Below are 23,103 nucleotides of genomic sequence, written 5' to 3'. Positions count from 1 at the left end.
CAGTTGGTTGATCGATCCCGGCTGGCCGCCTTCGGCCGGCTTGGGTCTGTTGATAGTCAACAGGCCCTGCCCGATCAGAGGCCGAGGCCGCCGATGCAGACATATTTGGTGTCGAGATAGTCCTCGATGCCCTGATGTCCGCCTTCCTTGCCGAGGCCCGATTCCTTCACGCCGCCGAACGGTGCCTCAGGCGTGGTGATGAGGCCTTCATTGACGCCGACCATGCCGTATTTCAGCCCTTCCATTACCCGGAAGGCGCGGCCGAGATCGCCGGTGTAGAAATAGCAGGCGAGGCCGAACTCGGTGTCGTTGGCAAGTGCCACGGCTTCCTCTTCGGTTTCGAACTTGAACACCGGCGCGACCGGGCCAAAGATCTCTTCCTTCATGAAGCGCATCTTCGGCGTCGCGTCGGCAATCACCGTCGGCTGGAAGAACGAACCGCCGAGCGCATGGCGCTTGCCGCCGGCGACGACCTTGCCGCCCTTGGCGGTGGCGTCGGCGATCAGTTCCTCGACCTTCTCGACTGCCTTCTCGTCGATCAGCGGCCCCTGCTGCACGCCGTCGTCGAGGCCGGAACCGACCTTCAGCTCGTTGCTGGCGGCGGCGAGCTTTTCGACGAACTTGTGGTAGACGCCGGCCTGAACCAGGAAGCGGTTGGTGCAGACGCAGGTCTGGCCGGAATTGCGGTATTTGGCGGTGATCGCGCCGGCGACCGCACGCTCGATGTCGGCGTCGTCGAAGACGAGGAACGGGGCGTTGCCGCCGAGCTCCATCGACACCTTCTTGACGGTGACGGACGACTTCTGGATCAGGATCTTGCCGACCTCGGTCGAGCCGGTGAAGGTGATCTTCTTGACCAGCGGGTTGGCGCAGATCTCGTCGCCGATCTCGCCGGCGGCGCCGGTCAGGATGTTGATGACGCCTTTGGGGAAGCCGACCTCCTCGGCGAGCGCGCCCCAGGCAAGGCCGGAATAGGGCGTCTGCGAGGCCGGTTTGACCACCGCGGTGCAGCCGGCGGCAAGTGCTGGGCCGAGCTTGCGGGCCAGCATCGAGGACGGGAAATTCCACGGCGTGATGGCGGCGATGACGCCAACCGGCTCCTTGGTCACCAGGATGCGGCGGTCCGCCCAGGGCGACGGCACGACATCGCCATAGGTGCGGCGGCCTTCTTCGGCGAACCACAGGATGTAGGACGCGGCCGAACCGATCTCGCCCTTCGATTCGAACAGCGATTTGCCCTGCTCGATGGTCAGCAGTTCGGCCAGCACATCCTGATTGTCCATCATTGCGTCATGCAGCTTGCGCAACAGCTTCGAACGCTCGAGCGCGGTGGTCTTGCGCCATGTCTTGAAGGCGGCGTCGGCGGCTTCGATGGCGCGGCGCGTCTCGACCTTGCCCGACTTCGGCACGGTGCCGATCTTGAGGCCGGTGGCCGGATTGTTGACGTCGACCGTCTGGCCGCTGTCGGCCTGCACCCACTCGCCATTGATAAGATTGGCCTGGCGCATGAAATGGCTGGTTTTCTGAAGCATGGTCTAGCCTCCGTTCGGCGCACTGACGGGCCGCTATCTGGATTTCTTTAGTGGGCGTGCGCATTGACATCGATGCCGGCACGCCTGGAGCCACTGCTCTTTACCTAGGGCAAGCCCCGCAATCAATCGCAAGATGGCATATAGGGTTTGGGCCAGCGCAAGGCGAGGCCAAGTTGCGCTTCTGATGTTGCTTGAGGGTGTGTTCAGGTTCAGGTCAGGCCGCGCCGAGAAGGGTGCGTTCCGAAAATCGGAACGGAGCGTAACGTTTGGGTAAATGAGTACCGGAAGTACCAGGCCGTTCGCCGGCATTACCTAGATATCGACATGCCTATCTAAACACGTGGACCACCACAGTCAGCCAGAACGCCGTGGTGACGACCGCGCAGGCGGTGGCGATGGTCATCTGGTTCGATGCCAATGCCTGGCCGGTGTTGAACTGCGTGGCGATCAGGTAGGAATTGACCCCGGATGGCAGCGCGGCGGCCACAACCGCGATCTTCGCTGACAGCGGCGGCAGGCCGAACAGCCAGACCAGGCCGAGCGCGACGGCCGGCATCAGCATCAGCTTCAGCGCCGACAGCGCCAGCGCCGGCCGCACGTTGCCGGAGATGCCGAAACGGCACAGGCCAAGCCCCATGGCAAACAGCGCGACCGGTCCGGCGATATTGGCCAGCGCGTCGACCAGCCGGACGGCCAGCGCCGGCAATGGCAGGCCGGTGATACGCCATACCCATCCGGCCAGGATGCCGATGATCAGCGGATTGGAGAGCAACTTTCGAAAGAAGCGCCGGATGATGCGCAGCGGATGCACATGCTCGTCACCGCGGCCAAAGATTTCAAACAGGATGATCGACGCCATGATCATCGTCGGCAGATGCACGGAAATCAGCAGCGACAGCACTTCGAACCCACTTGGCCCGAATGTGCCGAGGACGAACGGAATGCCGAGCAGGACGAGATTGGAAAAAGCCGACGACACACCGCCAACGACCCCCGCACGCGCGTCGCGCCCGAACACCCGCGTGATCACCAGATGGCCTGCGGCCCATGTGACTGCGGCCGCCGCGAAATAGGCTCCCCAGAACAACCAGGGCGCAGTGCCGTGGAAATCGGCGTTGACCATGGTGCGAAACAGAAGCAGCGGCATCGCCACCCCGACGGCGAATTCGGCGATGGCCTCGCCCGCCTCGGCCTTCAGATAGCCGGTGAGCCCGGCCAGATAGCCGAGCGCGACAAGGCCGAAGACAAAAAGGACGGTTTCGATGAGTGGAGACATTTTTCTCCTGATAGGCGAGCCGGCATTGCAGCGCAATCGCCCCGCCTTGCGAAGCGGCCTGCCCTCGCCAACAACCGGGCTTGGTCATGCCTTGTTTTTCAGCCGGCTTTGCCGTCCCTATATGCGGTCACCGGAACCCACCTCCGGTGACCGGAAAAGGACGCCTGATGCTTCGATCTGTGCTGGCTCTATTGCTGCTCGTCATTCCCGCCGCGGCCCAAGCGACTGAAGCCGGCTGGGCGCTGTTGCGCGACGGCGGGCATGTGGTGCTGCTTCGCCATGCCATGGTCACCGGCACCACCGATCCGGCGAATTTCGACATCGAGAAATGCGCGACCCAGGTCAATCTCTCGACGCGCGGCAAGCAGCAGGCACGCAAGATCGGCGCGCTGTTCGGCGCCCGGGCGGCGCCGATCGAGCGTGTGCTGTCCAGCCGCTATTGCCGCTGCCGCGACACCGCCCGCATCGCTTTCGAAGCAGAGCCCGAGCCCTTCGCCCCGCTTGACCTGCTGAAGACCGACGCGAGCGAGAAAGCCGCCCAGCTCGCTGCGGTCGTGAACGAGATTCGCGCCTATTCCGGCTCCGACAATCTGGTCATGGTCACCCATCTGGAAAACATAATGGCGCTCACCGGCATCTCGCCGCGCGAAGGCGAAGCCGTGATCGTCGAGCCGCAAGGCGACGGCCTGCGCGTGCTCGGCCGCGTCACCTTTTAATCAGCGCATTGGGGTCACGGCTTGCCCTTCAATTTTCTCCGAAGGAAGGCGGAGAAGGGTCGAACCCGGTATTCCGCTTAGGGTACCAGCGCTAGATTTTCACCAGTCGCGACGGCTTTCAGTTGCGAGCGTCGCTTGCTGGAGCTGCGTTAGTCAGGAGGAGGCTAATGGTATTTTTAATGGAACGCTAATATACATGGACGCTCGAACGAGCAGCGCCTGCCAAATACTTGAGGAATGCCATGCGAAGATTCATCGTCACGGCAATGTATATCGCCGCCGCAACAGCCGCTAACGCCCATGATTGGTACGAAGACAAGGTTGACCCGCAGACGAAATTCCGGTGTTGCGGAGGTTCTGATTGCCGTGCCATACCTCGGTCTTCGGTGCAGTCCAGGATCGACGGTGGTTACACTTACTTGCCGCATAATTTCAACATCCCACGGGACCGTGTGCAGGAATCCCCAGACGGCCAATACCATATCTGCGAGAATACCTATGTCGTAACCAATCAGCTGTATTGGCGCTGCTTTTTCGCACCTCGTGCCACGGTCTCTCTACTTCTCCCACGTTAAGGTAAATATTGCGCGTCGCTGCCGGGATCGACATCGGCAAGGTGCGCAGCTGTGGCAAATTCGGTCGCGCCGCCCGCTGCCCTGAACGGACGTTCGCGTTCGCTACACGGGAAAGCATTCTATAGCGGATTGTCCGGTCCTGGCGCACCTGGCTCGTTCCAGCAACCAATGCGGATGACGGCTAACTACCCGCTACCTAGCGTTAGATTTCGCACTTGCAGCCACGCATCGATACGGAGCTTCCATGCCTCGATCATGTGCGCGAACGCGTCCTCCGTCAGCTCGGACAGATACGATCTTCCTGCCGTGCTCAAGGCAGTGATAGTGTAGGCAATCGACGCCTCCGTGCCTCCGTCAGCGGTCGAGCGGCAGGCCACCTCGACAAATCCGAAACGCGAATCCGGCGTCACCCGGACATAGCGGATGCGATGCGCCACGGGGTCCCAGTCCGTGCAGGCCCAGAGCGTGGTCTCATCACCGTGAGCGGTCCTGAAGACCATGCCCTGGCCCGTCTCCCCGTCTTGTGGATGCAGAAATTCCGGATCCCAGCCGTCCACCCACAGGGTCTCCCCAGTCGGCGTGAACAGCGGAAAGACGCGGTCGACCGGCCCCGAAAGCACGATGCTATGAGTGCGCTCAAGATGGTTCGTCACTCGTCCTCCCCGCTCGTTTCCGAAAAACGGTGGCTGTCTGCCGCACTGAGCTCCAGCCCGTAGATGCGCTTCAATTGGCCGATTGTTTCCAGGGTCGTCGGGGAAAACGGCGTCTGGCCTTCGAAGGCATGCAGCACGATGCCCTCGATGAGGTCACCCAGGCTCATGTCGCGATGCTCGGCCAAGGCCTTGAGCACCTTCACCAATCGTTTTTCTAGGCGCACCCCGGTCTGCACGCGTTCTATGGTCATAGATGCATGTACCATGGTACATTGGTACATGCAATGACCAGAGATGGGGTGGTTGCGGCATATCGCCGGGAGGGTCGCCAACGGCTCTTTCTTGCGTTTACGAAGTGGGTATCCCATCTGCGCCCGGCGTTCAGGCCTTTTCCTGCCCGGAAAAACCGATTAGACAGCGCGCAAACACATGCGGACAGATTCCGCCCGCAACCGAAGGAAAAGCCGTTGTCCACCACGTTCGCCAAAGTCGCCAAGATCATCGCCGACACCAGTGAGATCGATATCGACACGATCACCCCTGAAAGCCACACCATCGACGATCTCGGCATCGACAGCCTCGACTTCCTCGACATCGTCTTTGCCATCGACAAGGAATTCGGCATCAAGGTGCCGCTGGAAAAGTGGACGCAAGAGGTCAATGACGGCAAGGCCTCGACCGACGATTACTTCGTCATGAAGAACCTGTGCGCCAAGATCGACGCTCTGGTCGCGGCCAAGAACGCCTGAATTGGTTCGCCTTCAAACCTGACCCACAACAGCCGCCCATGAGCCCCCACCACGTCGTCATATCAGGCATCGGCCTTGTCTCTTCGCTGGGAGAAGGCCCGGATGCGCATTGGCGCAAACTCGTCCAGCCCGGCCTGGAACCGGTGCTCGAAGCCGCGCGCTTCTCGCCCTATACCGTCCACCCGCTGCCGGAGATCGACTGGAACCTGCAGATCGCCAAGCGCGGCGACCAGCGGCAGATGGAAACCTGGCAGCGGCTCGGCACCTACGCCGCCGGCATGGCGCTGGACGACGCCGGCATCAAGGGCAATGACGAACTCTGCACGACCATGGACATGGTGGTGGCTGCCGGCGGCGGCGAGCGCGACGAGGCGGTCGACGCCGATATTCTCGCCGCCTCGGAAAGCCGCAACGACCGCGACGTGCTGCTCAACGAGAAACTGACCACCGAATTGCGGCCGACGCTGTTTCTGGCGCAGCTTTCAAACCTGCTCGCCGGCAACATCTCGATCGTCCACAAGGTGACCGGCTCGTCGCGCACCTTCATGGGCGAGGAAGGCGCCGGCGTCGCCGCCGTCGAGACGGCCGCCGCGCGCATCCGCTCCGGCCAGTCGACGCATATACTGGTCGGCGGCGCCTTCCAGACCGAGCATTCCGACATGCTGCTTGGCTATGAATTGGCCGGCTACCTGCATCGCGGCCCCTGGAGACCGGTCTGGCAGAGACAGGGCCTGGACGGCGGCGGCGTGGTGACCGGATCCGGCGGTGCGTTTCTCGTCCTGGAACAGCGCGAACATGCGATCAGCCGCGGGCGAAAGATCTATGCCGAACTCGGCCCCGTCATATCCGGACGCGCCAAACGCCGGCAGGGCGAACTCGATGCCGAGATTGCCGCGCTGCTCAGGCAGGCGGCATTGCCGAACGGCGAGTTGCTGGCGATTTCAGGCGCTTCGGGTGCCCATGCCGCGACTGCTGCCGAGAAATCGGCGCTCGACGCCAATCCGGCGATTGCCGCACGCGGCTTTTCGACGCTGACCGGCCACATGAAGGAAGCGCAATTTCCCTTCGCCGTGGCGCTGGCGGCACTGGCTGTCGAACGCAAGGCCGCCTACCCGGCTTTTGATGCCGCCACCGAGAAGCCGTTCAACGGCGTTCCCAAGACCATCCTTGCAACGGCGATCGGCTATCACCAATTCGAGGGCATGGCGTTGGTCAACGCCGCCTAGAGGGTGTCAGGATAAAAATATGGCCAATCTGAACGATCACATGGGCAGGCCGATCGTCGCCGTCACCGGTATCGGCGTGGTGACGTCGCTGGGCGTCGGCAAGGCCGACAATTGGGCAGCACTCACCGCGGGCACGTCCGGCATCCATCCGATCACCCGCTTTCCGGTTGACCATCTGAACACCCGCATCTCCGGCATGGTCGATTTCCTGCCGTCGAGCTCAAAGGGCGCCAGCCTTCTTACCTACGATCTCGCCGAGATCGCCGCGCAGGAAGCCGTGGCCGAAGCCGGCCTCGATTCGGGCGATTTCGGCGGGCCGCTTTTCCTCGCCTCGCCGCCGGTCGAACTCGACTGGAGCGAGCGCTTTTCGCTCTACAATTCCGACAACCACGACATCGGCGCCGAACGGCTGCTTCGCGTGGCGCGCGGCTTGAAGGAACTGGATGTCTTCGAGACCACCCAATTCGGTTCGATCGCCGACCGGCTCGCCGACCGTTTTGGGACACGCGGCCTGCCGATCACGCTGTCGACGGCCTGCGCCTCGGGCGCCACCTCGATCCAGCTCGGCGTCGAGGCGATCCGCCGCGGCGAATGCGATAGGGCGCTGTCGATCGGCGCCGACGGCTCGGCGACCGCCGAGGCGCTGATCCGTTTCTCGCTGCTTTCCGCGCTCTCCACGCACAACGACATCCCTGAAAAGGCGTCCAAGCCGTTCTCCAAGGATCGCGACGGTTTCGTGCTGGCCGAGGGCTCGGGCGCGCTTGTGCTGGAATCGCTGGAGGCCGCGCTGGCCCGCGGCGTGACCATCCTTGGCATCCTGCGCGGCTGCGGCGAGAAGGCCGACGATTTCCATCGCACCCGCTCGAAGCCGGACGGCTCACCGGCGATCGCGGCGGTTCGCGCCGCCCTCGCCGATGCCGGCTTGGGCGAGGACGAGATCGACTATGTCAACGCCCACGGCACCTCGACGCCGGAAAACGACAAGATGGAGCATCTGTCGCTGTCGACCGTGTTCGGCGAGCGGATCGGCTCGATGCCGATCTCGTCGAACAAGTCGATGATCGGCCACACCCTGTCAGCCGCCGGCGCCGTCGAGGCCGCGTTTTCGCTGATGACCATGCGCGAAAGTGTCATCCCGCCGACCATCAATTACGACAATCCCGATCCGGCGATCGTGCTCGACGTGGTGCCGAACCAGAAGCGCAACGCCGAGGTCGGCACGGTGCTGTCGAACTCCTTCGGCTTCGGTGGCCAGAACACCTGCCTTGTCATGGCGCGGGAACCGGTCTAATGCATGTCGCCCAAAAGTGCGAAGCGGTTTTGGGACAACGACATGCATAAAAAACAAAGACTTAAAGCGCGTCGGCTGAATCCGTTTCAACGCGACGCGCTTTAAGCGAAGCCTTTTCCCGCTCAACAGAACCCGACAGGCTCCATGCGCGCATTGCAACTTATCGAGGACCGCCGCCTTGAAACGGTGGACCTGCCGCTTCCGCCGCAGCCTGCGCTGGGCGAAGTGACGCTGCGCATCAAGGCCGTGGCGCTCAATCATATCGACGTCTGGGGCTGGCGCGGCATGGCCTTCGCCAAGCGCAAGCTGCCGCTGGTCGTCGGCGCCGAAGCTTCAGGCGAGGTCGAGGCGGTCGGCCCCGGCGTCTCCAGCCTTGTGCACGGGCAGCTTGTGTCGATCTACGGCGCGCGCACCTGCGGGCTTTGCCGCGCCTGCCGCGAAGGCCGCGACAACCTCTGCGAGCATGTCTCGGGCGTACACGGCTTCCATCTCGACGGCTTTGCGCAAGAGAAGATAAACCTTCCGGCGCGCCTGCTGGTCCCTGCCCCGCCCGGCGCGACGGACATTGGGGCGGCCGTCGCGCCCGTCACCTTCGGTACGGTCGAACATATGCTGTTCGACAATGCCAGGCTGCAGCCCGGCGAGACCATCCTCATCCATGCCGGCGGCTCGGGTATCGGCTCCGCCGCGATCCAGCTGGCGAAGAAAATGGGCTGCACCGTGATCACCACGGTCGGCTCGAACGACAAGATCGACAAGGCGAAGGCGCTTGGCGCCGACCATGTCATCAACTATCGCGAGGACCGTTTCGAAGGCGTCGTGCGCAAGCTGACGAAGAAGAAGGGCGTCGACGTCGTCTTCGAGCATGTCGGCGCCGACACCTTTGCCGCCTCGATGCTGTGCCTGAAACGCGGTGGCCGCCTGGTGACCTGCGGCTCGACCTCGGGCGTGTCGACGCAGATCAATCTGATGCAATTGTTCCAGCAGCAATTGAAACTGCTCGGCTCCTTCGGCTGCCGCATGCAAAATATGTCCGACGCCATGCAGAAAATGGCGGCGGGGCTGGTTTCTCCGGTCATCGACACCGAAGTCGGCTTCGACGGCATCGACGCCGCGCTGAAGCGCATGGAAGGCCGTGACGTGTTCGGCAAGATCATCCTGCGCATCGGCTGACCATGATGTTGCTGTCTAAAAACATCATGGTCTAGGAATGGTCGGCAACGCCTTCAAGAAGCTCCGCAGGGACTTGGCGTTCCGCCACGGCAGGCGGCTGCGCCAATTCAACTACTGGTTGCTTGCGCGCGTCGCGATGACGATAATTTGGCTGCTGCGTCTGCTGCCGGTCGACAGCGCGCTCAATTTCGCCGACCGCGCCGCCCGTCGCATTGGCCCGTGGGTGGGGCGCCACAACGTCGCCATCGCCAATCTGCGCAACGCCTATCCGGAAAAGAGCGACCGCGAGATCCAGGCCATCGCGTCCGACATGTGGGGCAACATGGCTCGGCTCGCCGCGGAATACATCTTTCTCGACGCCCTGTTCGACTACGATCCCGCCGCGACGAAACCGGGCCGCATCGAGGTCAAGGGGATCGAGCACTTCGTGCATATCGCCGAGGAACCGAAGCCGCATATCATCTTCACCGGGCATCTCGGCAATTTCGAACTGCTTCCGGTCGCGGCAGCCACTTTCGGCATGAACATCACAGCGCTGTTTCGCCCGCCCAACAACCCCTATCTTGCCGACTACATCCTCTCGACTCGCCGCTCGACCATGGGATCGCTTCTGCCCTCCTCCACCGGCGCTTCGTTCGCGCTGGCGGCAATCCTGGAGAAAGGCGGCAATATCGGCGTGCTAGTCGACCAGAAATTCTCGAGCGGGCTCGAAACGACATTCTTCGGCCGCCCATGCGAGAGCAACCGGGTTCTGGGCACCCTGGCGCGGCACTATGACTGCGATGTCTATCCGGCCCGCTGCGTGCGCTTGCCCGGCAACCGCTTCCGGCTCGAGATCGAGGACAGACTGACCTTGCCGCGCACCGCCGGCGGCAGTGTCGACGTCCATGCCACCACCCAGCTGCTCAACGACGTGGTCGAGCGCTGGGTGCGCGAGGATCCCGGCCAGTGGATGTGGTTCCACAAAAGGTGGGAGATCAGCGGCCCGCGCAGGAAGCGTCAACGGGCGAGACAGCGCGGCGAAGCCGCCTGAGCGGCAGGACAATGGGAGGCAGCGCAAGCGCGAATCGATTGCCCTGCAACCGTGGGTAGTCTCGGCTTGACAGGTGACGGCAGTTATGCTAAAAATTTAAACACAATATTGATCTGCGCCCGCCCACTGAGGCGGGTTTTTTGTTTCGGTCGGATCGCTCGACCGCCAGAGGGTCTATCGAGATTGGTACCGGAAAGCCGCGACAAAGGCGCCAAAGGCGGGCGATTGATTGCGCCGGCTCGGGTAGTAGAGATGATATCCCTGGAAGGTCGGACACCAGTCGGCAAGGACTTCCTGGAGCTGACCACTGTCGACATATGATTGAACAAGATCCTTCGGTGCATAGGCCAAACCGATGCCGTCGAGCGCCGCGTCAAGCGCCGGCGCGATATTGTTCAAAGTCAGCTGGCCGTCCACACGGACGCTGAATTCGCGTCCGTTCTTCCTGAATTCCCAGGCATATAATGCGCCTGAGGTGGGAAGCCGCAGATTGATGCAGTTGTGGTCGGTCAAGGCCTGAGGGCTCTTCGGCGCGGCCCGACGAGCGAAATAATCGGGTGAGCCGACGACGGAATAGCCGACATCAGGACCAATCCGAACCGCCACCATGTCGCGGGCGATTGCCTCGCCAAGTCGAACACCGGCATCGAATTGACGGTCGACGATGTTGGTGAAGCCGTTGTCGACAATGAGCTCCACGTTGATGTCCGGGCAATCTCGTAGGAAGGCTGGCAGCCTGGGGCGAAAGACGAGGTTAACGGCATCATCGGGGCACACGATGCGGACCTGGCCCGAGGGTTTGCCGCGCAGCGCGCTGATCGCGCTGAACCCGGCGGCAATGCTCTCGAAATGCGGCTCGATGCTTTCGACGAGGCGTTCTCCGGCCGCCGTGGGCGCCACATCGCGGGTCGTGCGAGAGAGGAGACGGACGCCAAGCCGCTCCTCCATTGCCCTGATCGTATGACTGAGGGCCGATCGGGTGACGCCCAACTTGGCGGCCGCTCGCGTAAAGCTCCGCTCCCGAGCGACCTCAAGAAACGCTCGCATCTCACTGAACTCGTCGCGGGGCATTGGTGAGCTCCATTCACTACGACATGCAGATTATAGCTGCTAGTCGGACAAGACCAGTCTGGCTACCTAGTCTGGCAAACGGACAGGAGCGTACGGCATGGCCATCGAACTGACACTGGATGACATCCCTTCGGCCGAAAGGGCGGCGACTCCATGGGCTGCGGTCACCTGCCTCTCGCTTTTGACCTTTCTCCTGGTCGGCTTGGAGTTCATGCCGGTGAGCCTGTTGACTCCGATTGCGCAGGACCTGGCCATCTCGGAAGGCCAAGCCGGACAGGCGATCGCCGTGTCGGGGCTCTTTGCCGTGATCACCAGTCTGTTCGGCAACTCGCTCCTGGCCGAGCTCGACCGGAGAACGGTCGTCCTGCTTTACACAGCAGTGCTGGTCGCATCGAGTTTGGCTGTTGCCCTCGCTCCCAACTTCTTCGTTTTTCTGGCCGGACGGGCCCTGGTCGGGATCGCGGTCGGCGGCTTCTGGTCGCTCTCCACGGCCATTTTGGCGCGCCTGGCCTCAGGTTCCGACCTGCCCAAAGCCATCGCCCTGCTGCAGGGCGGGACAGCATTCGCGATCGTCATCGCCGCGCCGCTCGGCAGCTTCCTCGGCGAACTGATCGGGTGGCGGGGCACCTTCTTCGTCACAGTCCCAATCGGCCTCGCGGCGCTCATCTGGCAGTTCGCCGTTCTGCCGAAGATGCCGCCGATGGAAGCCGTTTCGGTATCCAGCATGTTCCGTCTGCTGCGCAATCGGATATTCACCATCGGCATGGCCGCAACTGGGCTCGCCTTCATCGGAATGAATTCGCTCTCGATTTATCTGCGTCCTTTCCTCGAAAGTGTCACGGGCCTCGACGTGAACGTCCTGTCGGTGGTGCTCCTTGGCCTGGGGTTGGGCGGCTTGGCCGGGCTGTTCATCGCCGGCTTCGTTCTCCGGCGGAACCTCACCGCCGTGCTGGTCGGGCTGCCGAGCGCGCTTGCGCTCCTCGCCCTGCTCCTGATCGCAGCGGGACCGGTCCTTTGGGCCACGGCTGCGCTTCTGGTTCTTTGGGGGCTGTTCAACACCCCGATTCCGGCGGCGTGGGGTACATGGATGGCTCAGATCATTCCCGACGACCTCGAAGCTGGAGGCGGGCTGCAGGTCGCATTGATCCAGTTCGCCATCGCCGGCGGCGCTTGCGCGGGCGGCATGCTGTTCGACATTACCGGCTGGTGGAGCGCCTTCCTGCTCGCCGCGGCCCTGCTGGCGGGCTCAGCCCTGCTCGCCGCAGCCGCCAGCCCTCGCGCATAGTCCCAACTAACGCCCTAGGAGCTCATCACGTGCGAGGCGCAGCCATGACGACGGTATCGCCACATCTCGCCTATTATGGTCCGGTCGCGATCGATGAGGAGAAAAGCACCTTCACAATCACTGTTGAGTCGTCCCTGGTGCGCGATCTCATCGGACAGGAATTGGAGCGGGTGTTCGAGGTCACCTGAGATCAGCTGGTGATCATCCCGGTCGATCCCGAGGAAGGCTGGCGCGTCACTTACGAGCGCGATCGCATCGCCCCGCGAACGCGGGGCCCACTCTCCACCGCTTCGAAGGAGCGCACGGTCTAGCGGATGGATGATCTCGCTGCTTGGTCAGCATGGCGTGAGACAGGTTTCGTGACACGGCTCCGTAAATGCCCACTCTCCACCGCGTTTAGCCGCATTTCTGCGACGCCAGGAGAAAAGTGATCCTGATCGGTCAAAGCCTTGCCTCATCGGCCGAAAGTGCATGCTCTCGCGTGCCGGAGACGATGATCTCCAGGACCTCATGCTCGTCGGTGTTTTTGATGTAGCGATCGCCGACGTTCTCACCGCGCTTCAGCACCATCACGCGGTCGCCCACAGCGAAGATGTCAACGAGGCGGTGGGAGATGATGATCTGGGCAACGCCCTGCTTCTTCAGTTCCAGCATGGTTTCGAGCAGCCGCTCGGTCGCCATCACCGAGAGATTGGCGGTCGGTTCGTCGAGGATCACCACGCGCGGCTGGAAGGAGATAGCGCGGGCAATCGCCACCGATTGCTGGCGGCCGCCCGAAAGGCTCTCGACCTTTTGATAGACGGAGTTCACGTCGACCTTGAGCCGCTTCAGCACACTGTCGGCTTCCGCGTACATTTTCCGCCGATTGACGAAAAGGCCCCTGCGCGGCCAACGGCCAAGAAAGATGTTCTGACCGACATCCATATTCCCGCAAAGAGCGAAATCCTGGTAGATCATCTCGATGCCGGCGTCGCGGCTTTCGTGCGGGCTCTTGAAGTGCACCGGCTGCCCGGCGACGAAGACCTCGCCGGCGTCGCGCTGGTAGGCGCCGGTCAGGATCTTCATCAGCGTCGACTTGCCGGCCGAGTTGTCGCCGACGAGGCCCAGGATCTCGCCGGGATAGAGCACGAGGTCGACGTTGCGGAGCGCCTGCACCGCACCGAAGGCTTTTTCGATGCCCCGCATTTCTACGATCGGTGCAGGCGTGGTCGGGTCACGCATGGGTGGTCTCCGCCGTTTTTGTGCGCCGCGCGAGGCGCGCCCGCAGGCGGCCAAAGATGTTGGCCTGGCGCACCCAGATGTCGATCAGCACCGCCACGATCAGGATGCCACCGATGAAGACGTTGATCCAGTGCTGCGGCATGGTAAAGCCCTGGACGTTGAGCTGCAGCAGCGCCCGGATCAGGGTGATCACCGCCGCCCCGGCGAGCGCCCCGATCACGGTGCCGTAGCCGCCGAAGATCGAACCGCCGCCGATGATCACCGAAGCGATGGCGTCGAGCTCGCGGAACTGGCCGGCTACCGGGTTGAAGCTGCGGAAGTAGGCGACGTTGATGATCCCGGCCATTGTCGCGCAGAGCGCCGCCAGCATGAGCGCGAAGAACCGCACCCGGTTGGTGTTGATCCCGGCATAAGCGGCGGCGCGAATGTTGCCGCCGGTCGCATAGACCTTCTGCCCGAACGGCATGTAGGCGAGCACGACGCCGGCAATGAGGGCGACCAACAGCATCCAGATGGTCTGGACGCTCACCACCTCGGCGATCGAGCGCAGCAGCCCGTCCGGCAGCGAGATGCGGTAGTGCAGCAGGATATCGTTCACCTTGCGGCCAAGCAGGTTGTAGCCCTCGGGCCAGCCGGTGAGCTGCTGCCCGGCGACGAACCAGGCGGCGAGGCCGCGGGCGATGTAGAACATGCCGAGCGTGGCGATGAAGGCCGGCAGCTTGAAGCCGACGGTGACGATCGCGTTGACGAGGCCGGCGCACATGCCCGCGAGCAGGCCCATTGCCACGGCGGTCACGGGGTCGGCGCCGAGGACCTTGAGGAAATAGGCGGCGGTGCTGCCGGCGAGAGCGAGCACCGCCCCGACGGAGAGATCGATATCGCCGGCGGCGATGACGTAGGTGAGTCCGATGGTGATCAGCGCAAGCTCGGTGTAGTTGAGCAAGATCGCGAAGCTGTTGGACAGGTTCCACCAGTAGTCCGGCCGCAGCGCGAGGCCGGTCAGCCACAGGAGCGCGGTCAGGATGATGGCGAGCGCGTCGCGCCGGGCGAGGAACTTGCCGAACCCGGTGGCCGACAACGCCATGTCGGTCGCCATCGCGCCCTTGGTCTGCACCCCCTCGATCGCGATGCCGCCGATCTCGTAGGCCGGTGGCGGCGGCCGGTCGCGGAGCCAGGCCCAGAGGCGCCCTGCCACCTGGCGGCGGATGAGATAGGGCTCGATGAGCACCGCGACGACGAGCAGCAGCCCGAGGAACACCGGCACCGCGCCGACCGGTAGCGAGAAAACGGCATTGACCGTGATCTCCTCGTCGCCGATCTTGATGATGCGCGTGATCGGCCAGCCCTCGCGCAATACCTTGTCGAGCAGCACCACCAGCAGGGCGCCAAGGCAGGATCCGGCGACCCGGCCGCGGCCGCCGAGGATCGAGGCGCCGCCGATGATCACGGCGGCAATGACGGTCAGCTCACCGCTGACGCCGTAGAGGGGCGTCACGCCCTTGTCCTGGGCAGCTGACATCAAACCGGCCAGCGCCGCGCAGAGCGAGGAGATCAGGAAGGCTCGGATGCGCACCCAGTTGGTCGGGATGCCGGCATAGGACGCCGCCTGCTCGTTGCCGCCGGTGGCGAAGGTCTCGTAGCCCCAGCGCGTCTTGGCAAGCACATAGGCGCCGATCACGGCGACAACGAGGAAGATCACGATCTGGTTGTTGAAGCCGAGGAGGTTGGTCTCGCCGAGGTGAAAAAAACCCGGATAGCCGGTCGCCTTGGCAGGGTAGTAGATCGCCTGGCCGTGAGTGAGCGCCAGCACGAAGCCGCGGCCGATGAAGAGGACGGTCAGCGTGGCGATGAACGCCGGCACCTTGAGGATGGTGACGAGCACGCCGTTGATCAGCCCGATAAGCGTGCCGAGCAGCAGGCAGAGGATCGCCGACGTGACGACGCCGAGGTCAAGGAAGTTCGGCGCGAACAGCCTGGCAAAGACGACGGCGACTAGGCCGTAAGTTGAACCGACCGAAAGATCGAGGTCCTTGTTGACGATGACGAAGGTCACTCCGACCGCGATGATGGCAACCCGCGAGGTGTCGCGGAGCAGCGAGTGAAACGCTCCTGTTGACCCGAAGAACGCGGGATTGACGAGAGCGCCGCCGAGATAGAGCAGCAAAAGCAAGGCAACGAGCCCCACCTCCCAGCCGCCGACAATCTGGGACGGCGCACGGCCGAGCGATGTGGTCGCGGTAAGCGCCATGGTCTCTTCTGGTCGATTTCCTGCTGCCGCATTGCGGGAGAGCCTGCGCCCTCCCGCAATGATTTCAGACGTTCCGAGTGGACTCAGTTCTCGAAGCGCTTGCCGACGTCCTCGACGGTCTCCTTCGTCACCAGTTGGGCGCGTGTGTCGAGGTTGGCCGCCGCGATGCCGCGATCGATCTCCAGATAGAGTTGCATGACCGGCCAGAAGCCCTGCAAGAAGGGCTGCTGCCCGAGCGCGCCGGTCAGATCGCCGCTCTTCATCGCATCCTGCTGGGCCGGGCCCAGGTCGAAACCGTAGGCGCAGATCTTGCCGGTCATTCCGGTCTGAGCGACGGCCTTGGCAAGCGCCGGCGTGAACACGTTGTTGCCGGCGAACGCGCCAACGACATCGCCGCGCGATTCGAACAGCGTCACGATGCCGTTCACCGGATCATTCGGATTGGTGTCTATACCGGTGTTCTCCGGACCCGCGTCGACCTTGAAGGCATCAAGCTTGCCGGCATCCCTCAAGCCCTTGACGATGGCGTTGAAAGCCGAAGTGACGCGATTGTTCACCTCGATGTTGCCCATTGCGGTCGACGACGGCAGGACGATCGAACCCTTCTCGATACCCTTGTCCGCGAGGCACTTGACGAGCGCCTCGCCGGCGATTGCGGCAGCGGAGGCGTCCTGGCCAGTGTGGCCGATGCCGCTGCGGTTGAGGATCGTGCCGTCAAAGGAATTGGTCGTAGCGACCGGTATGCCCTTCGCCTCGGCGGCCTTGACGATGTCGTTATAGGCGCCGACCTGGGGCGTTGTCATGATCAGCCCGTCGATCGTCGGATCCTGCACGATCTGGTTCAGGATTTCGATCTCGCGGGCAGGGTCGTCGGTCGGCGATTCCGAGCCGAGCAGCAGGACCTTGGCGCCGATCAGGTTGCCGGCGACGGTCGCGCCGACGTAGACCGGATCGAAGAAGCCATTGCCGGCAGTGTGTGTCACGATAGCGAAAGTGAGGTGACCATCGGCCGAATGGAAGTCCTTGGTACCGGGGGCCTCCTTTGCGGCTTCTTCGAAGCTGTAGCCGCCGACCGCCTTATCGACGCCGCCCGATTGTGCGTAGGCGTTCGATACGCCGAGCGATAATGCCGCGGCACACGCCGCGAGCGAGAAAATACGTTTCATGATTTTCCTCCCTTGCAACCAACGGTCGGAAGCCGTTCGGGCGCATTTATTCAGGATTCCGAATGCTTCCTCCCACCCCGTATATTCTGCCCAAAGCCTGCCCACGTAAATAGTGCTAGCGCGACGCGGTGTCAGACAGACGAGGAGACTTGGTGTATTATGATCCCTACCTGGGCCGCATTTCAAAAGGGAGCGACACAGAGAGCACCAAGAATAAAGTTTCACAAACGCGTAGGGAGGATACCGCGATGAATCTGCGACCAGACCCCACATTCTATGCGTCACCGAAGCTGGCTATGGAAGGGCCGCCGGAAACTCTGGCCTACACGTTGATGCTTAGCCCGGACTTCTCGCAACCCGACGGCCTGGCTGTGGTGAATGTCGATCCAAATTCGCCGGAGTTCGGCAAGATCGTCCACACTGTCATCATGCCAAACAAGGGCGATGAGTTTCATCACTTCGGCTGGAATGCGTGTTCTTCGGCGCTATCACCACTGACTGGCCACGCCTTTTTGGAGCGTCGTTATCTGATCATTCCGGGGATGCGTTCGTCGCGCATCTACATAATTGATGTGAAGGGCGGGCCGACGGCCGCCAAGATTCACAAGATCATCGAACCCGCAGAAGTCTTTGCCAAGACGGGCTATTCCCGCCCGCATACGATCCACTGCGGACCCGAGGGCATCTATGTCTCGACCCTGGGCGGCGGCGGCAAGGACGGTACCGACGGTCCTCCGGGCATCTTCATCATGGATTGTCAGACCTTCGATGTCATTGGCCGCTATGAGATAGATCGTGGCGCCCAGGACAAGCACTATGATTTCTGGTGGAACCTGCCGCGCGACTACATGGTCAGTTCCGAATGGGCCCTGCCGCCGCAGTTCGAAAACGGCATCGTCCCGGAGGATCTACTGTCCAACAAGTACGGCCACCGCATGCATTTCTGGGATCTGCGTGCGCGTAAGAACATTCAGACGATCGATCTGGGCGCCAATCACCAAATGGCGCTCGAAATCCGCCCGGCGCATGATCCAGTCCAGCAATACGGCTTCTGCGGCGTTGTGGTCGATACCACCAATCTCGAAGGCTCGATCTGGACTTGGTGGCGCGACGCAGATGGCAAGTTCCAGGCCAAGAAGACGGCGATCATCCCGCCTCAACCGGCCAATGCCGACGATCTGCCGGATCTTCTGAAGGGTTTCTCGGCGGTGCCCCCGCTGGTCACCGACATCGACCTCAGCCTCGACGACAAATATCTCTACGTGGCTTGTTGGGGTATGGGTGAAATGCATCAATACGATGTCAGCGACCCGATGAAGCCGGTTCTGGCGGGCAAGGTCGAACTGGGTGGGATCGTCAAGAAGACCAAGCACCCCTGTGGCAAGGTCTTCGGCTATGGGCCACAGATGGTCGAGATTAGCCGCGACGGCAAGCGTGTCTATTGGACCAATTCGCTCTATTCGACCTGGGACGATCAGTTCTATCCCGGCGAGCGCGGCGGGGCTATGGTGAAGGCCGATGTTGGCGCCAATGGTGGCCTGACGCTCGACACCAACTTCTTCGTCGAGTTCCCCAAAGGCTATCGAACGCACCAGATCCGACTTGAAGGCGGCGACTGCTCTACCGACAGTTTCTGCTACCCATCGGTCTAGGTGTCGCCCGAACTCCTTTCGACCACAGCCGGCCTCTGGTTTGCTGTGGTCGCCAGCGGGATTTACCATGGCGTAAACCCGGGTATGGGCTGGCCGCTTGCTGTTTCGGCCGCCCTGATGGAACGGCGGGCCTATGCGCTGCCGGGCGCACTCCTGGCGCTGGCGTTCGGGCATCTTGTCGCCATGACGGTGGTCCTCTTGCCCTTCGCGCTGATGACCGTGCTGGTTGATTGGCAAACCGAGATCCGCGTTGGCGCAGGTCTAATTGTCGTCGCGCTCGGAGTCTGGCTGCTCTTCAACCGGCGGCATCCTAGATTTCTGGCGCGCGTGCCGCCGTCGCGACTGGCGCTCTGGTCCTTTCTGGTCGCCGTCGCGCATGGCGCCGGCCTGATGCTGGTGCCGATCTACCTCGGCCTGTGCGGCGTCGTTGAAACGGATGCTGGGCACCGTGCCGCGACCGCCCTCATTGCACGAACTGCAGCGCTCTCGATCGGCGTGGCAGCGGTCCACACCGGCGCCATGATCACTGCGGGCGGCGCTTTGGCCTTCGGCGTCTATCGGTGGCTGGGATTAAGGTTTCTTTCGAAAAGCTGGTTTGATCTAGATGTGATCTGGGCGCTAAGCCTAGTTCTGGTCGGGACGATCGGCGTGTTTTCCGCGCTCTAGTTGGTCACCACGATCCGCGTGTTGCGGAAGCCGGCTTGCCGCACCATCGAATAGAAGGCGGCGGCATTGGCCGGGTGCAGCCGCACGCAGCCATGCGACGCCGGGCGCCCGAGAGATTTTACCGCGCCGGTGCCATGGATGGCGTAGCCGCCGCGGTAGAATACCGAATGAGGCATCGGCGACATGTCGTATTTGCGCGAATACCACATCCGTGCCGTTCGTTGCGGCCGGTAGCTGCCGCGCGGCGTGGTATAGCCTTTGCGCGCCGTGGATACGCGCCATCGGTAAACCGCCTGACCGTATCTTACAGTCATCGTCTGCGATGACACGTCGATCCTTGCAACCAGCTTGGCTGCCCAGCCCTCGACCGAAGAACCGAGCAGCATCGTTGCCAGTGCCGCCATGAAAACGGTTTTTTTCATGCGATCAAACCCCTTTGACTGCCCCTTGCCTGCTTGCCTTCACGCAATTCTTCATCTTTTTAATCGCAAGTGAATGAGGTAACCACACACCTCTGACGAATTCACCAATCCAAAGCAGCGAATTTGAACGATTTCCCGCGATAGTTGCCGTGACGACACGTAACCACGTAACTAGGGCGCGACCCGCCATCAGGCTTGCCAAAGCGCATCATTGGCTGCTCAATTCGCCGAATGAACGAAATGAATGAACGGCTCCTGAAAGCGGTCGGTGATCGGGTCGACGACCTGGTCGCGTTGACCGCGGACCTGATTCGCTTTCCGACCATCAATCCGCCCGGCGAAGCCTATCGGCCATGCGCCGAATACGTCGGAGCGCGGCTGAAGAAGCGCGGTTTCGAAGTCGAATTCATCCGCGCCGAAGGCACGCCCGGTGACACCGATCGCTACCCGCGCGTCAATGTCGTCGCCCGCTTCGATGGCCGCTCGCCCGGCGCCTGCGTGCATTTCAACTCGCATATCGACGTGGTCGAAGCAGGCGACGGCTGGAGCCTCGATCCCTTCGCCGGCATCGTCAGGGATGGCAAGGTCTATGGCCGCGGCGCCTGCGACATGAAGGGTGGCCTGGCCTCGTCGATCATCGCCGCCGAGGCCTTCATGGAGGTCTTCCCCGACTTTCCGGGCGCCATCGAAATATCGGGCACGGTAGACGAGGAGTCCGGCGGCTTCGGCGGCGTCGCCCATCTGGCAAAGCTCGGCTATTTCTCCAAGCCGAAGGTCGACCACGTCGTCATCCCCGAGCCGTTGAACAAGGACCGCATCTGCCTTGGCCATCGCGGCGTCTGGTGGGCGGAGATCGAGACCAAGGGGGAGATTGCGCACGGCTCGATGCCGTTCCTCGGCGACAACGCGGTGCGCCATATGGGTGCCGTGCTAAAGGCCTTCGAGGACGAGCTGTTTCCGGCGCTCGACCGCAAGGTCACGCGCATGCCGGTCGTGCCCGACGGGGCCAAGCGCTCGACCATGAACATCAACTCGATCCACGGCGGCCAGACCGAGGATTTCCGGCCCGGCCTGCCCTCGCCCAACGTCCCCGATTCCTGCCGGCTGACCATCGACCGCCGCTTCCTGCTCGAAGAGGACCTCGGCACGGTCAAAAGCGAGGTGACCGATATCCTCGACCGGCTGAAACGCGAGCGCAAGAAATTCGACTACGAGATCCGCGATCTCATGGAGGTGCTGCCGCTGATGACCGAGCGCGATGCGCCGGTGGTCAAGGCGGTGGCGCAAGGCATCATGGAGATATTCGACCGCGAGCCCGACTATGTGATTTCGCCCGGCACCTACGACCAGAAGCACATTGCCCGCATCGGTCACATCTACGACTGCATCGCCTATGGCCCGGGCATCCTCGACCTCGCCCACAGGCCCGACGAATGGGTGGGGATATCAGACATGGTCGAATCGGCCAAGGTGATGGCGATCGGGCTCAACGTGCTGCTTAGGGGCGCGGGCGCTCGGTAGTCGGTGATGGGCGAAAAAACATTCCTGCCGGCGCTGCCGGAAAACACGAAACGCAATTTACTCGTTGGTGAAATCACGCTTCTATCCACCGGGTTTTGAGCATGTTTTTGAGCATATCGGGAGTTGCACGATGAAATTATGGAAAACCATTCTCACCGCCGCGGCCCTGGTGCTGTCTGCCGGAACATCGGCATTTGCCGCGCGGACCGATCTGGTCATCGGCATTACGCTCGAACCTCCGCATCTCGATCCGACCGCAGGTGCTGCGGCGGCGATCGACGAAGTGCTTTACGCCAATGTGTTCGAGGGGCTGACCCGCATCGGTCCGAACGGCGATGTGCTGCCGGATCTGGCCGAAAGCTGGATGATTTCCGACGACGGCAAGGTCTACACCTTCAAGCTGCATACCGGCGTCAAATTCCATGACGGCACCGACTTCAATGCCGACGACGTGAAATTCTCGCTCGACCGCGCCCGTGCCGACAACTCCGTCAACGCACAAAAGGGCCTGTTCGCCGCCATCGATACGGTCGATGTGGTCGATCCGGCGACGGTCAAGATCACGCTGAAGAACCCGCAAAGTTCGTTCCTCTACAATATGGGCTGGGGCGACGCGGTCATCGTCGCGCCGGAGACAGCCGACACCAACAAGGAAAAGCCTGTCGGCACCGGCCCGTTCAGTTTCCAAAACTGGGCCAAGGGCTCGTCGATCACGCTGATCAAGTCCGACACTTACTGGGGCGCCCCGGTGTCCCTCGACAAGGCAGAGTTCCGCATTGTTCCCGATGCCGCTGCCGCTGTGCCGGCATTGCTTTCCGGCGACATCCAGGCCTTTCCCTTCTTCCCCGCTCCCGACAGTGTCGCCCAGATCAAGGACGACCCACGCTTCAAGGTGGTGATCGGCGCGACCGAGGGCGAAACCATTCTCTCGATCAACAACAAGAAGCCGCCTTTCGACAGACTGCAGGTCAGGCAGGCGATTTCGTTTGCGCTCGACCGCAAGGCGATCATCGACGGCGCCTCGGCCGGTTTGGGTGTGCCGATCGGCTCGCATATGTCGCCCGCCAACAAGGCCTATGTCGACCTCACCGGCCTCTATCCGCACAATGTCGAGAAAGCCAAGGAACTCTTGAAGGAAGCCGGTCTGGAGAACGGCTTCAAGGCGACGCTGAAACTGCCGCCGCCTCCCTATGCGCGGCTTGGCGGCGAGATCATAGCGTCGCAGCTTCGCGATGTCGGCATCGATCTGCAGATCGTGCCCGTGGAATGGGCGCAGTGGCTGGACCAGGTCTTCACCAAGAAGGACTACGACCTGACCATCGTCTCCCACACCGAGCCCAACGACATCGATATCTATTCGCGCAAGGATTACTACTTCAACTACGACAACCCGACCTTCGACAAGATCATCGCCGATCTGAGCCTCACCTCCGATGAGGCCAAGCGCATGACGCTGCTCGGCGAGGCGCAGAAGATACTGGCCGACGATGCCGTAGTCGGCTTCCTCTACGAACTGCCGAAAGCCGGCGTCTGGGACGCCAAGCTCGAAGGTTTTTGGGAAAACGCCCCGATCCAGGCCAACGACCTGACCAAGGTAAAGTGGACGGAGTGAGGCAGCGTAGCGGTC

21 protein-coding genes are annotated in these 23,103 nt (G+C 62.4%); 12 read left to right on the top strand and 9 right to left on the bottom strand.

The features are described from left to right. Positions 1-74: 74 nt before the first annotated feature. The gene (locus tag AC0NIE_RS19050) at positions 75-1,532 is read right to left on the bottom strand and encodes an NAD-dependent succinate-semialdehyde dehydrogenase (protein WP_473486545.1); all 1,458 of its coding nucleotides are present in this window, start codon (positions 1,530-1,532) and stop codon (positions 75-77) included. A 328-nt stretch (positions 1,533-1,860) separates the two neighbouring features. Further along, entirely contained in the window at positions 1,861-2,808 is a 948-nt protein-coding gene (locus AC0NIE_RS19045) for an AEC family transporter (protein ID WP_473486546.1), read from the bottom strand. 167 nt (positions 2,809-2,975) lie between these two features. On the opposite strand from AC0NIE_RS19045, the gene AC0NIE_RS19040 reads away from it, so the two are divergent. Next, positions 2,976-3,524, top strand: a complete 549-nt coding sequence (locus AC0NIE_RS19040) for a histidine phosphatase family protein (protein WP_473486547.1) — start codon at positions 2,976-2,978, stop codon at positions 3,522-3,524. A 760-nt stretch (positions 3,525-4,284) separates the two neighbouring features. On the opposite strand, the gene AC0NIE_RS19035 is transcribed toward AC0NIE_RS19040, so the two are convergent. Continuing rightward, positions 4,285-4,752, bottom strand: coding sequence for a hypothetical protein (locus AC0NIE_RS19035; RefSeq protein WP_473486548.1), 468 nt, complete (start codon positions 4,750-4,752; stop codon positions 4,285-4,287). Further along, positions 4,749-5,003, bottom strand: coding sequence for a hypothetical protein (locus AC0NIE_RS19030; RefSeq protein WP_473486549.1), 255 nt, complete (start codon positions 5,001-5,003; stop codon positions 4,749-4,751). The genes AC0NIE_RS19035 and AC0NIE_RS19030 overlap by 4 nt, the downstream gene beginning before the upstream one ends. A 216-nt stretch (positions 5,004-5,219) precedes the next feature. Between AC0NIE_RS19030 and AC0NIE_RS19025 the strand changes: the two genes are divergently transcribed. The 5 genes from AC0NIE_RS19025 (at position 5,220) to AC0NIE_RS19005 (ending at position 10,224) form a co-directional block, all read left to right on the top strand. Next, positions 5,220-5,501, top strand: a complete 282-nt coding sequence (locus tag AC0NIE_RS19025) for an acyl carrier protein (RefSeq protein WP_095486660.1) — start codon at positions 5,220-5,222, stop codon at positions 5,499-5,501. Positions 5,502-5,539: 38 nt separating this feature from the next. After that, complete coding sequence (locus AC0NIE_RS19020) at positions 5,540-6,727, top strand: beta-ketoacyl-ACP synthase (RefSeq protein WP_473486550.1); 1,188 nt, start codon at positions 5,540-5,542, stop codon at positions 6,725-6,727. Between the two features lie 19 nt (positions 6,728-6,746). Continuing rightward, positions 6,747-8,018 (top strand): beta-ketoacyl-ACP synthase, encoded by a 1,272-nt coding sequence (locus tag AC0NIE_RS19015; protein ID WP_473486551.1) that lies wholly within the window; start codon positions 6,747-6,749, stop codon positions 8,016-8,018. A 144-nt stretch (positions 8,019-8,162) separates the two neighbouring features. Continuing rightward, positions 8,163-9,191 (top strand): zinc-binding dehydrogenase, encoded by a 1,029-nt coding sequence (locus AC0NIE_RS19010; protein WP_473486552.1) that lies wholly within the window; start codon positions 8,163-8,165, stop codon positions 9,189-9,191. A gap of 37 nt (positions 9,192-9,228) precedes the next feature. Next, complete coding sequence (locus AC0NIE_RS19005) at positions 9,229-10,224, top strand: lipid A biosynthesis lauroyl acyltransferase (protein ID WP_473486553.1); 996 nt, start codon at positions 9,229-9,231, stop codon at positions 10,222-10,224. A gap of 174 nt (positions 10,225-10,398) precedes the next feature. Here AC0NIE_RS19005 and AC0NIE_RS19000 read toward each other — a convergent pair whose 3' ends face one another. Further along, on the bottom strand, positions 10,399-11,295 hold the full coding sequence (locus AC0NIE_RS19000) for a LysR family transcriptional regulator (protein WP_473486554.1): 897 nt from the start codon (positions 11,293-11,295) through the stop codon (positions 10,399-10,401). A 97-nt stretch (positions 11,296-11,392) separates the two neighbouring features. Here AC0NIE_RS19000 and AC0NIE_RS18995 point away from each other — a divergent pair, with 97 nt between their 5' ends. Both AC0NIE_RS18995 and AC0NIE_RS18990 read left to right on the top strand, forming a co-directional pair. Further along, positions 11,393-12,580, top strand: a complete 1,188-nt coding sequence (locus AC0NIE_RS18995) for an MFS transporter (RefSeq protein ID WP_473486555.1) — start codon at positions 11,393-11,395, stop codon at positions 12,578-12,580. Positions 12,581-12,624: 44 nt separating this feature from the next. After that, the gene (locus AC0NIE_RS18990) at positions 12,625-12,768 is read left to right on the top strand and encodes a hypothetical protein (RefSeq protein WP_473486556.1); all 144 of its coding nucleotides are present in this window, start codon (positions 12,625-12,627) and stop codon (positions 12,766-12,768) included. Between the two features lie 253 nt (positions 12,769-13,021). On the opposite strand, the gene AC0NIE_RS18985 is transcribed toward AC0NIE_RS18990, so the two are convergent. From AC0NIE_RS18985 to AC0NIE_RS18975, 3 genes are all read right to left on the bottom strand, one after another. Continuing rightward, on the bottom strand, positions 13,022-13,801 hold the full coding sequence (locus tag AC0NIE_RS18985; RefSeq protein ID WP_473486557.1) for an ATP-binding cassette domain-containing protein: 780 nt from the start codon (positions 13,799-13,801) through the stop codon (positions 13,022-13,024). Beyond that, positions 13,794-16,049 (bottom strand): ABC transporter permease, encoded by a 2,256-nt coding sequence (locus tag AC0NIE_RS18980; protein ID WP_473486558.1) that lies wholly within the window; start codon positions 16,047-16,049, stop codon positions 13,794-13,796. Before AC0NIE_RS18980 ends, AC0NIE_RS18985 begins: the two co-directional genes overlap by 8 nt. An 83-nt stretch (positions 16,050-16,132) precedes the next feature. Further along, positions 16,133-17,215 (bottom strand): substrate-binding domain-containing protein, encoded by a 1,083-nt coding sequence (locus tag AC0NIE_RS18975; RefSeq protein WP_287187388.1) that lies wholly within the window; start codon positions 17,213-17,215, stop codon positions 16,133-16,135. Between the two features lie 248 nt (positions 17,216-17,463). Here AC0NIE_RS18975 and AC0NIE_RS18970 point away from each other — a divergent pair, with 248 nt between their 5' ends. Beyond that, positions 17,464-18,867 (top strand): selenium-binding protein SBP56-related protein, encoded by a 1,404-nt coding sequence (locus AC0NIE_RS18970; protein WP_473486559.1) that lies wholly within the window; start codon positions 17,464-17,466, stop codon positions 18,865-18,867. Beyond that, on the top strand, positions 18,868-19,533 hold the full coding sequence (locus AC0NIE_RS18965; protein WP_473486560.1) for a hypothetical protein: 666 nt from the start codon (positions 18,868-18,870) through the stop codon (positions 19,531-19,533). Here AC0NIE_RS18965 and AC0NIE_RS18960 read toward each other — a convergent pair. After that, on the bottom strand, positions 19,530-19,955 hold the full coding sequence (locus AC0NIE_RS18960; RefSeq protein ID WP_473486561.1) for a L,D-transpeptidase: 426 nt from the start codon (positions 19,953-19,955) through the stop codon (positions 19,530-19,532). The two genes, AC0NIE_RS18965 and AC0NIE_RS18960, sit on opposite strands and share 4 nt — an antisense overlap. A gap of 240 nt (positions 19,956-20,195) precedes the next feature. Here AC0NIE_RS18960 and AC0NIE_RS18955 point away from each other — a divergent pair, with 240 nt between their 5' ends. Both AC0NIE_RS18955 and AC0NIE_RS18950 read left to right on the top strand, forming a co-directional pair. Then, positions 20,196-21,476, top strand: coding sequence for an acetylornithine deacetylase/succinyl-diaminopimelate desuccinylase family protein (locus tag AC0NIE_RS18955; protein ID WP_473486562.1), 1,281 nt, complete (start codon positions 20,196-20,198; stop codon positions 21,474-21,476). A 130-nt stretch (positions 21,477-21,606) separates the two neighbouring features. Beyond that, positions 21,607-23,088 carry an ABC transporter substrate-binding protein gene (locus AC0NIE_RS18950; protein WP_473486563.1) on the top strand — a complete coding sequence of 494 codons (1,482 nt, stop codon included), beginning with the start codon at positions 21,607-21,609 and terminating at the stop codon, positions 23,086-23,088. The last annotated feature ends 15 nt before the right edge of the window (positions 23,089-23,103 follow it).

The organism is Mesorhizobium sp. WSM4842 (genome assembly GCF_055901575.1).
This window is presented reverse-complemented; position numbering and strand designations above follow the sequence as displayed.

Excerpts from the sequence above, each read along its gene's own strand:
- AC0NIE_RS18985 (WP_473486557.1), bottom strand. The coding sequence starts at position 13,801 with ATGCGTGACCCGACCACGCCTGCACCGATCGTAGAAATGCGGGGCATC.
- AC0NIE_RS19045 (WP_473486546.1), bottom strand. The coding sequence starts at position 2,808 with ATGTCTCCACTCATCGAAACCGTCCTTTTTGTCTTCGGCCTTGTCGCG.
- AC0NIE_RS19030 (WP_473486549.1), bottom strand. The coding sequence starts at position 5,003 with ATGACCATAGAACGCGTGCAGACCGGGGTGCGCCTAGAAAAACGATTG.
- AC0NIE_RS19000 (WP_473486554.1), bottom strand. The coding sequence starts at position 11,295 with ATGCCCCGCGACGAGTTCAGTGAGATGCGAGCGTTTCTTGAGGTCGCT.
- AC0NIE_RS18950 (WP_473486563.1), top strand. The coding sequence starts at position 21,607 with ATGAAATTATGGAAAACCATTCTCACCGCCGCGGCCCTGGTGCTGTCT.
- AC0NIE_RS18960 (WP_473486561.1), bottom strand. The coding sequence starts at position 19,955 with ATGAAAAAAACCGTTTTCATGGCGGCACTGGCAACGATGCTGCTCGGT.
- AC0NIE_RS18975 (WP_287187388.1), bottom strand. The coding sequence starts at position 17,215 with ATGAAACGTATTTTCTCGCTCGCGGCGTGTGCCGCGGCATTATCGCTC.
- AC0NIE_RS19015 (WP_473486551.1), top strand. The coding sequence starts at position 6,747 with ATGGCCAATCTGAACGATCACATGGGCAGGCCGATCGTCGCCGTCACC.
- AC0NIE_RS19040 (WP_473486547.1), top strand. The coding sequence starts at position 2,976 with ATGCTTCGATCTGTGCTGGCTCTATTGCTGCTCGTCATTCCCGCCGCG.
- AC0NIE_RS18990 (WP_473486556.1), top strand. The coding sequence starts at position 12,625 with ATGACGACGGTATCGCCACATCTCGCCTATTATGGTCCGGTCGCGATC.
- AC0NIE_RS19050 (WP_473486545.1), bottom strand. The coding sequence starts at position 1,532 with ATGCTTCAGAAAACCAGCCATTTCATGCGCCAGGCCAATCTTATCAAT.
- AC0NIE_RS18980 (WP_473486558.1), bottom strand. The coding sequence starts at position 16,049 with ATGGCGCTTACCGCGACCACATCGCTCGGCCGTGCGCCGTCCCAGATT.
- AC0NIE_RS19005 (WP_473486553.1), top strand. The coding sequence starts at position 9,229 with ATGGTCGGCAACGCCTTCAAGAAGCTCCGCAGGGACTTGGCGTTCCGC.
- AC0NIE_RS19010 (WP_473486552.1), top strand. The coding sequence starts at position 8,163 with ATGCGCGCATTGCAACTTATCGAGGACCGCCGCCTTGAAACGGTGGAC.
- AC0NIE_RS18970 (WP_473486559.1), top strand. The coding sequence starts at position 17,464 with ATGAATCTGCGACCAGACCCCACATTCTATGCGTCACCGAAGCTGGCT.
- AC0NIE_RS18995 (WP_473486555.1), top strand. The coding sequence starts at position 11,393 with ATGGCCATCGAACTGACACTGGATGACATCCCTTCGGCCGAAAGGGCG.
- AC0NIE_RS19020 (WP_473486550.1), top strand. The coding sequence starts at position 5,540 with ATGAGCCCCCACCACGTCGTCATATCAGGCATCGGCCTTGTCTCTTCG.
- AC0NIE_RS18955 (WP_473486562.1), top strand. The coding sequence starts at position 20,196 with ATGAATGAACGGCTCCTGAAAGCGGTCGGTGATCGGGTCGACGACCTG.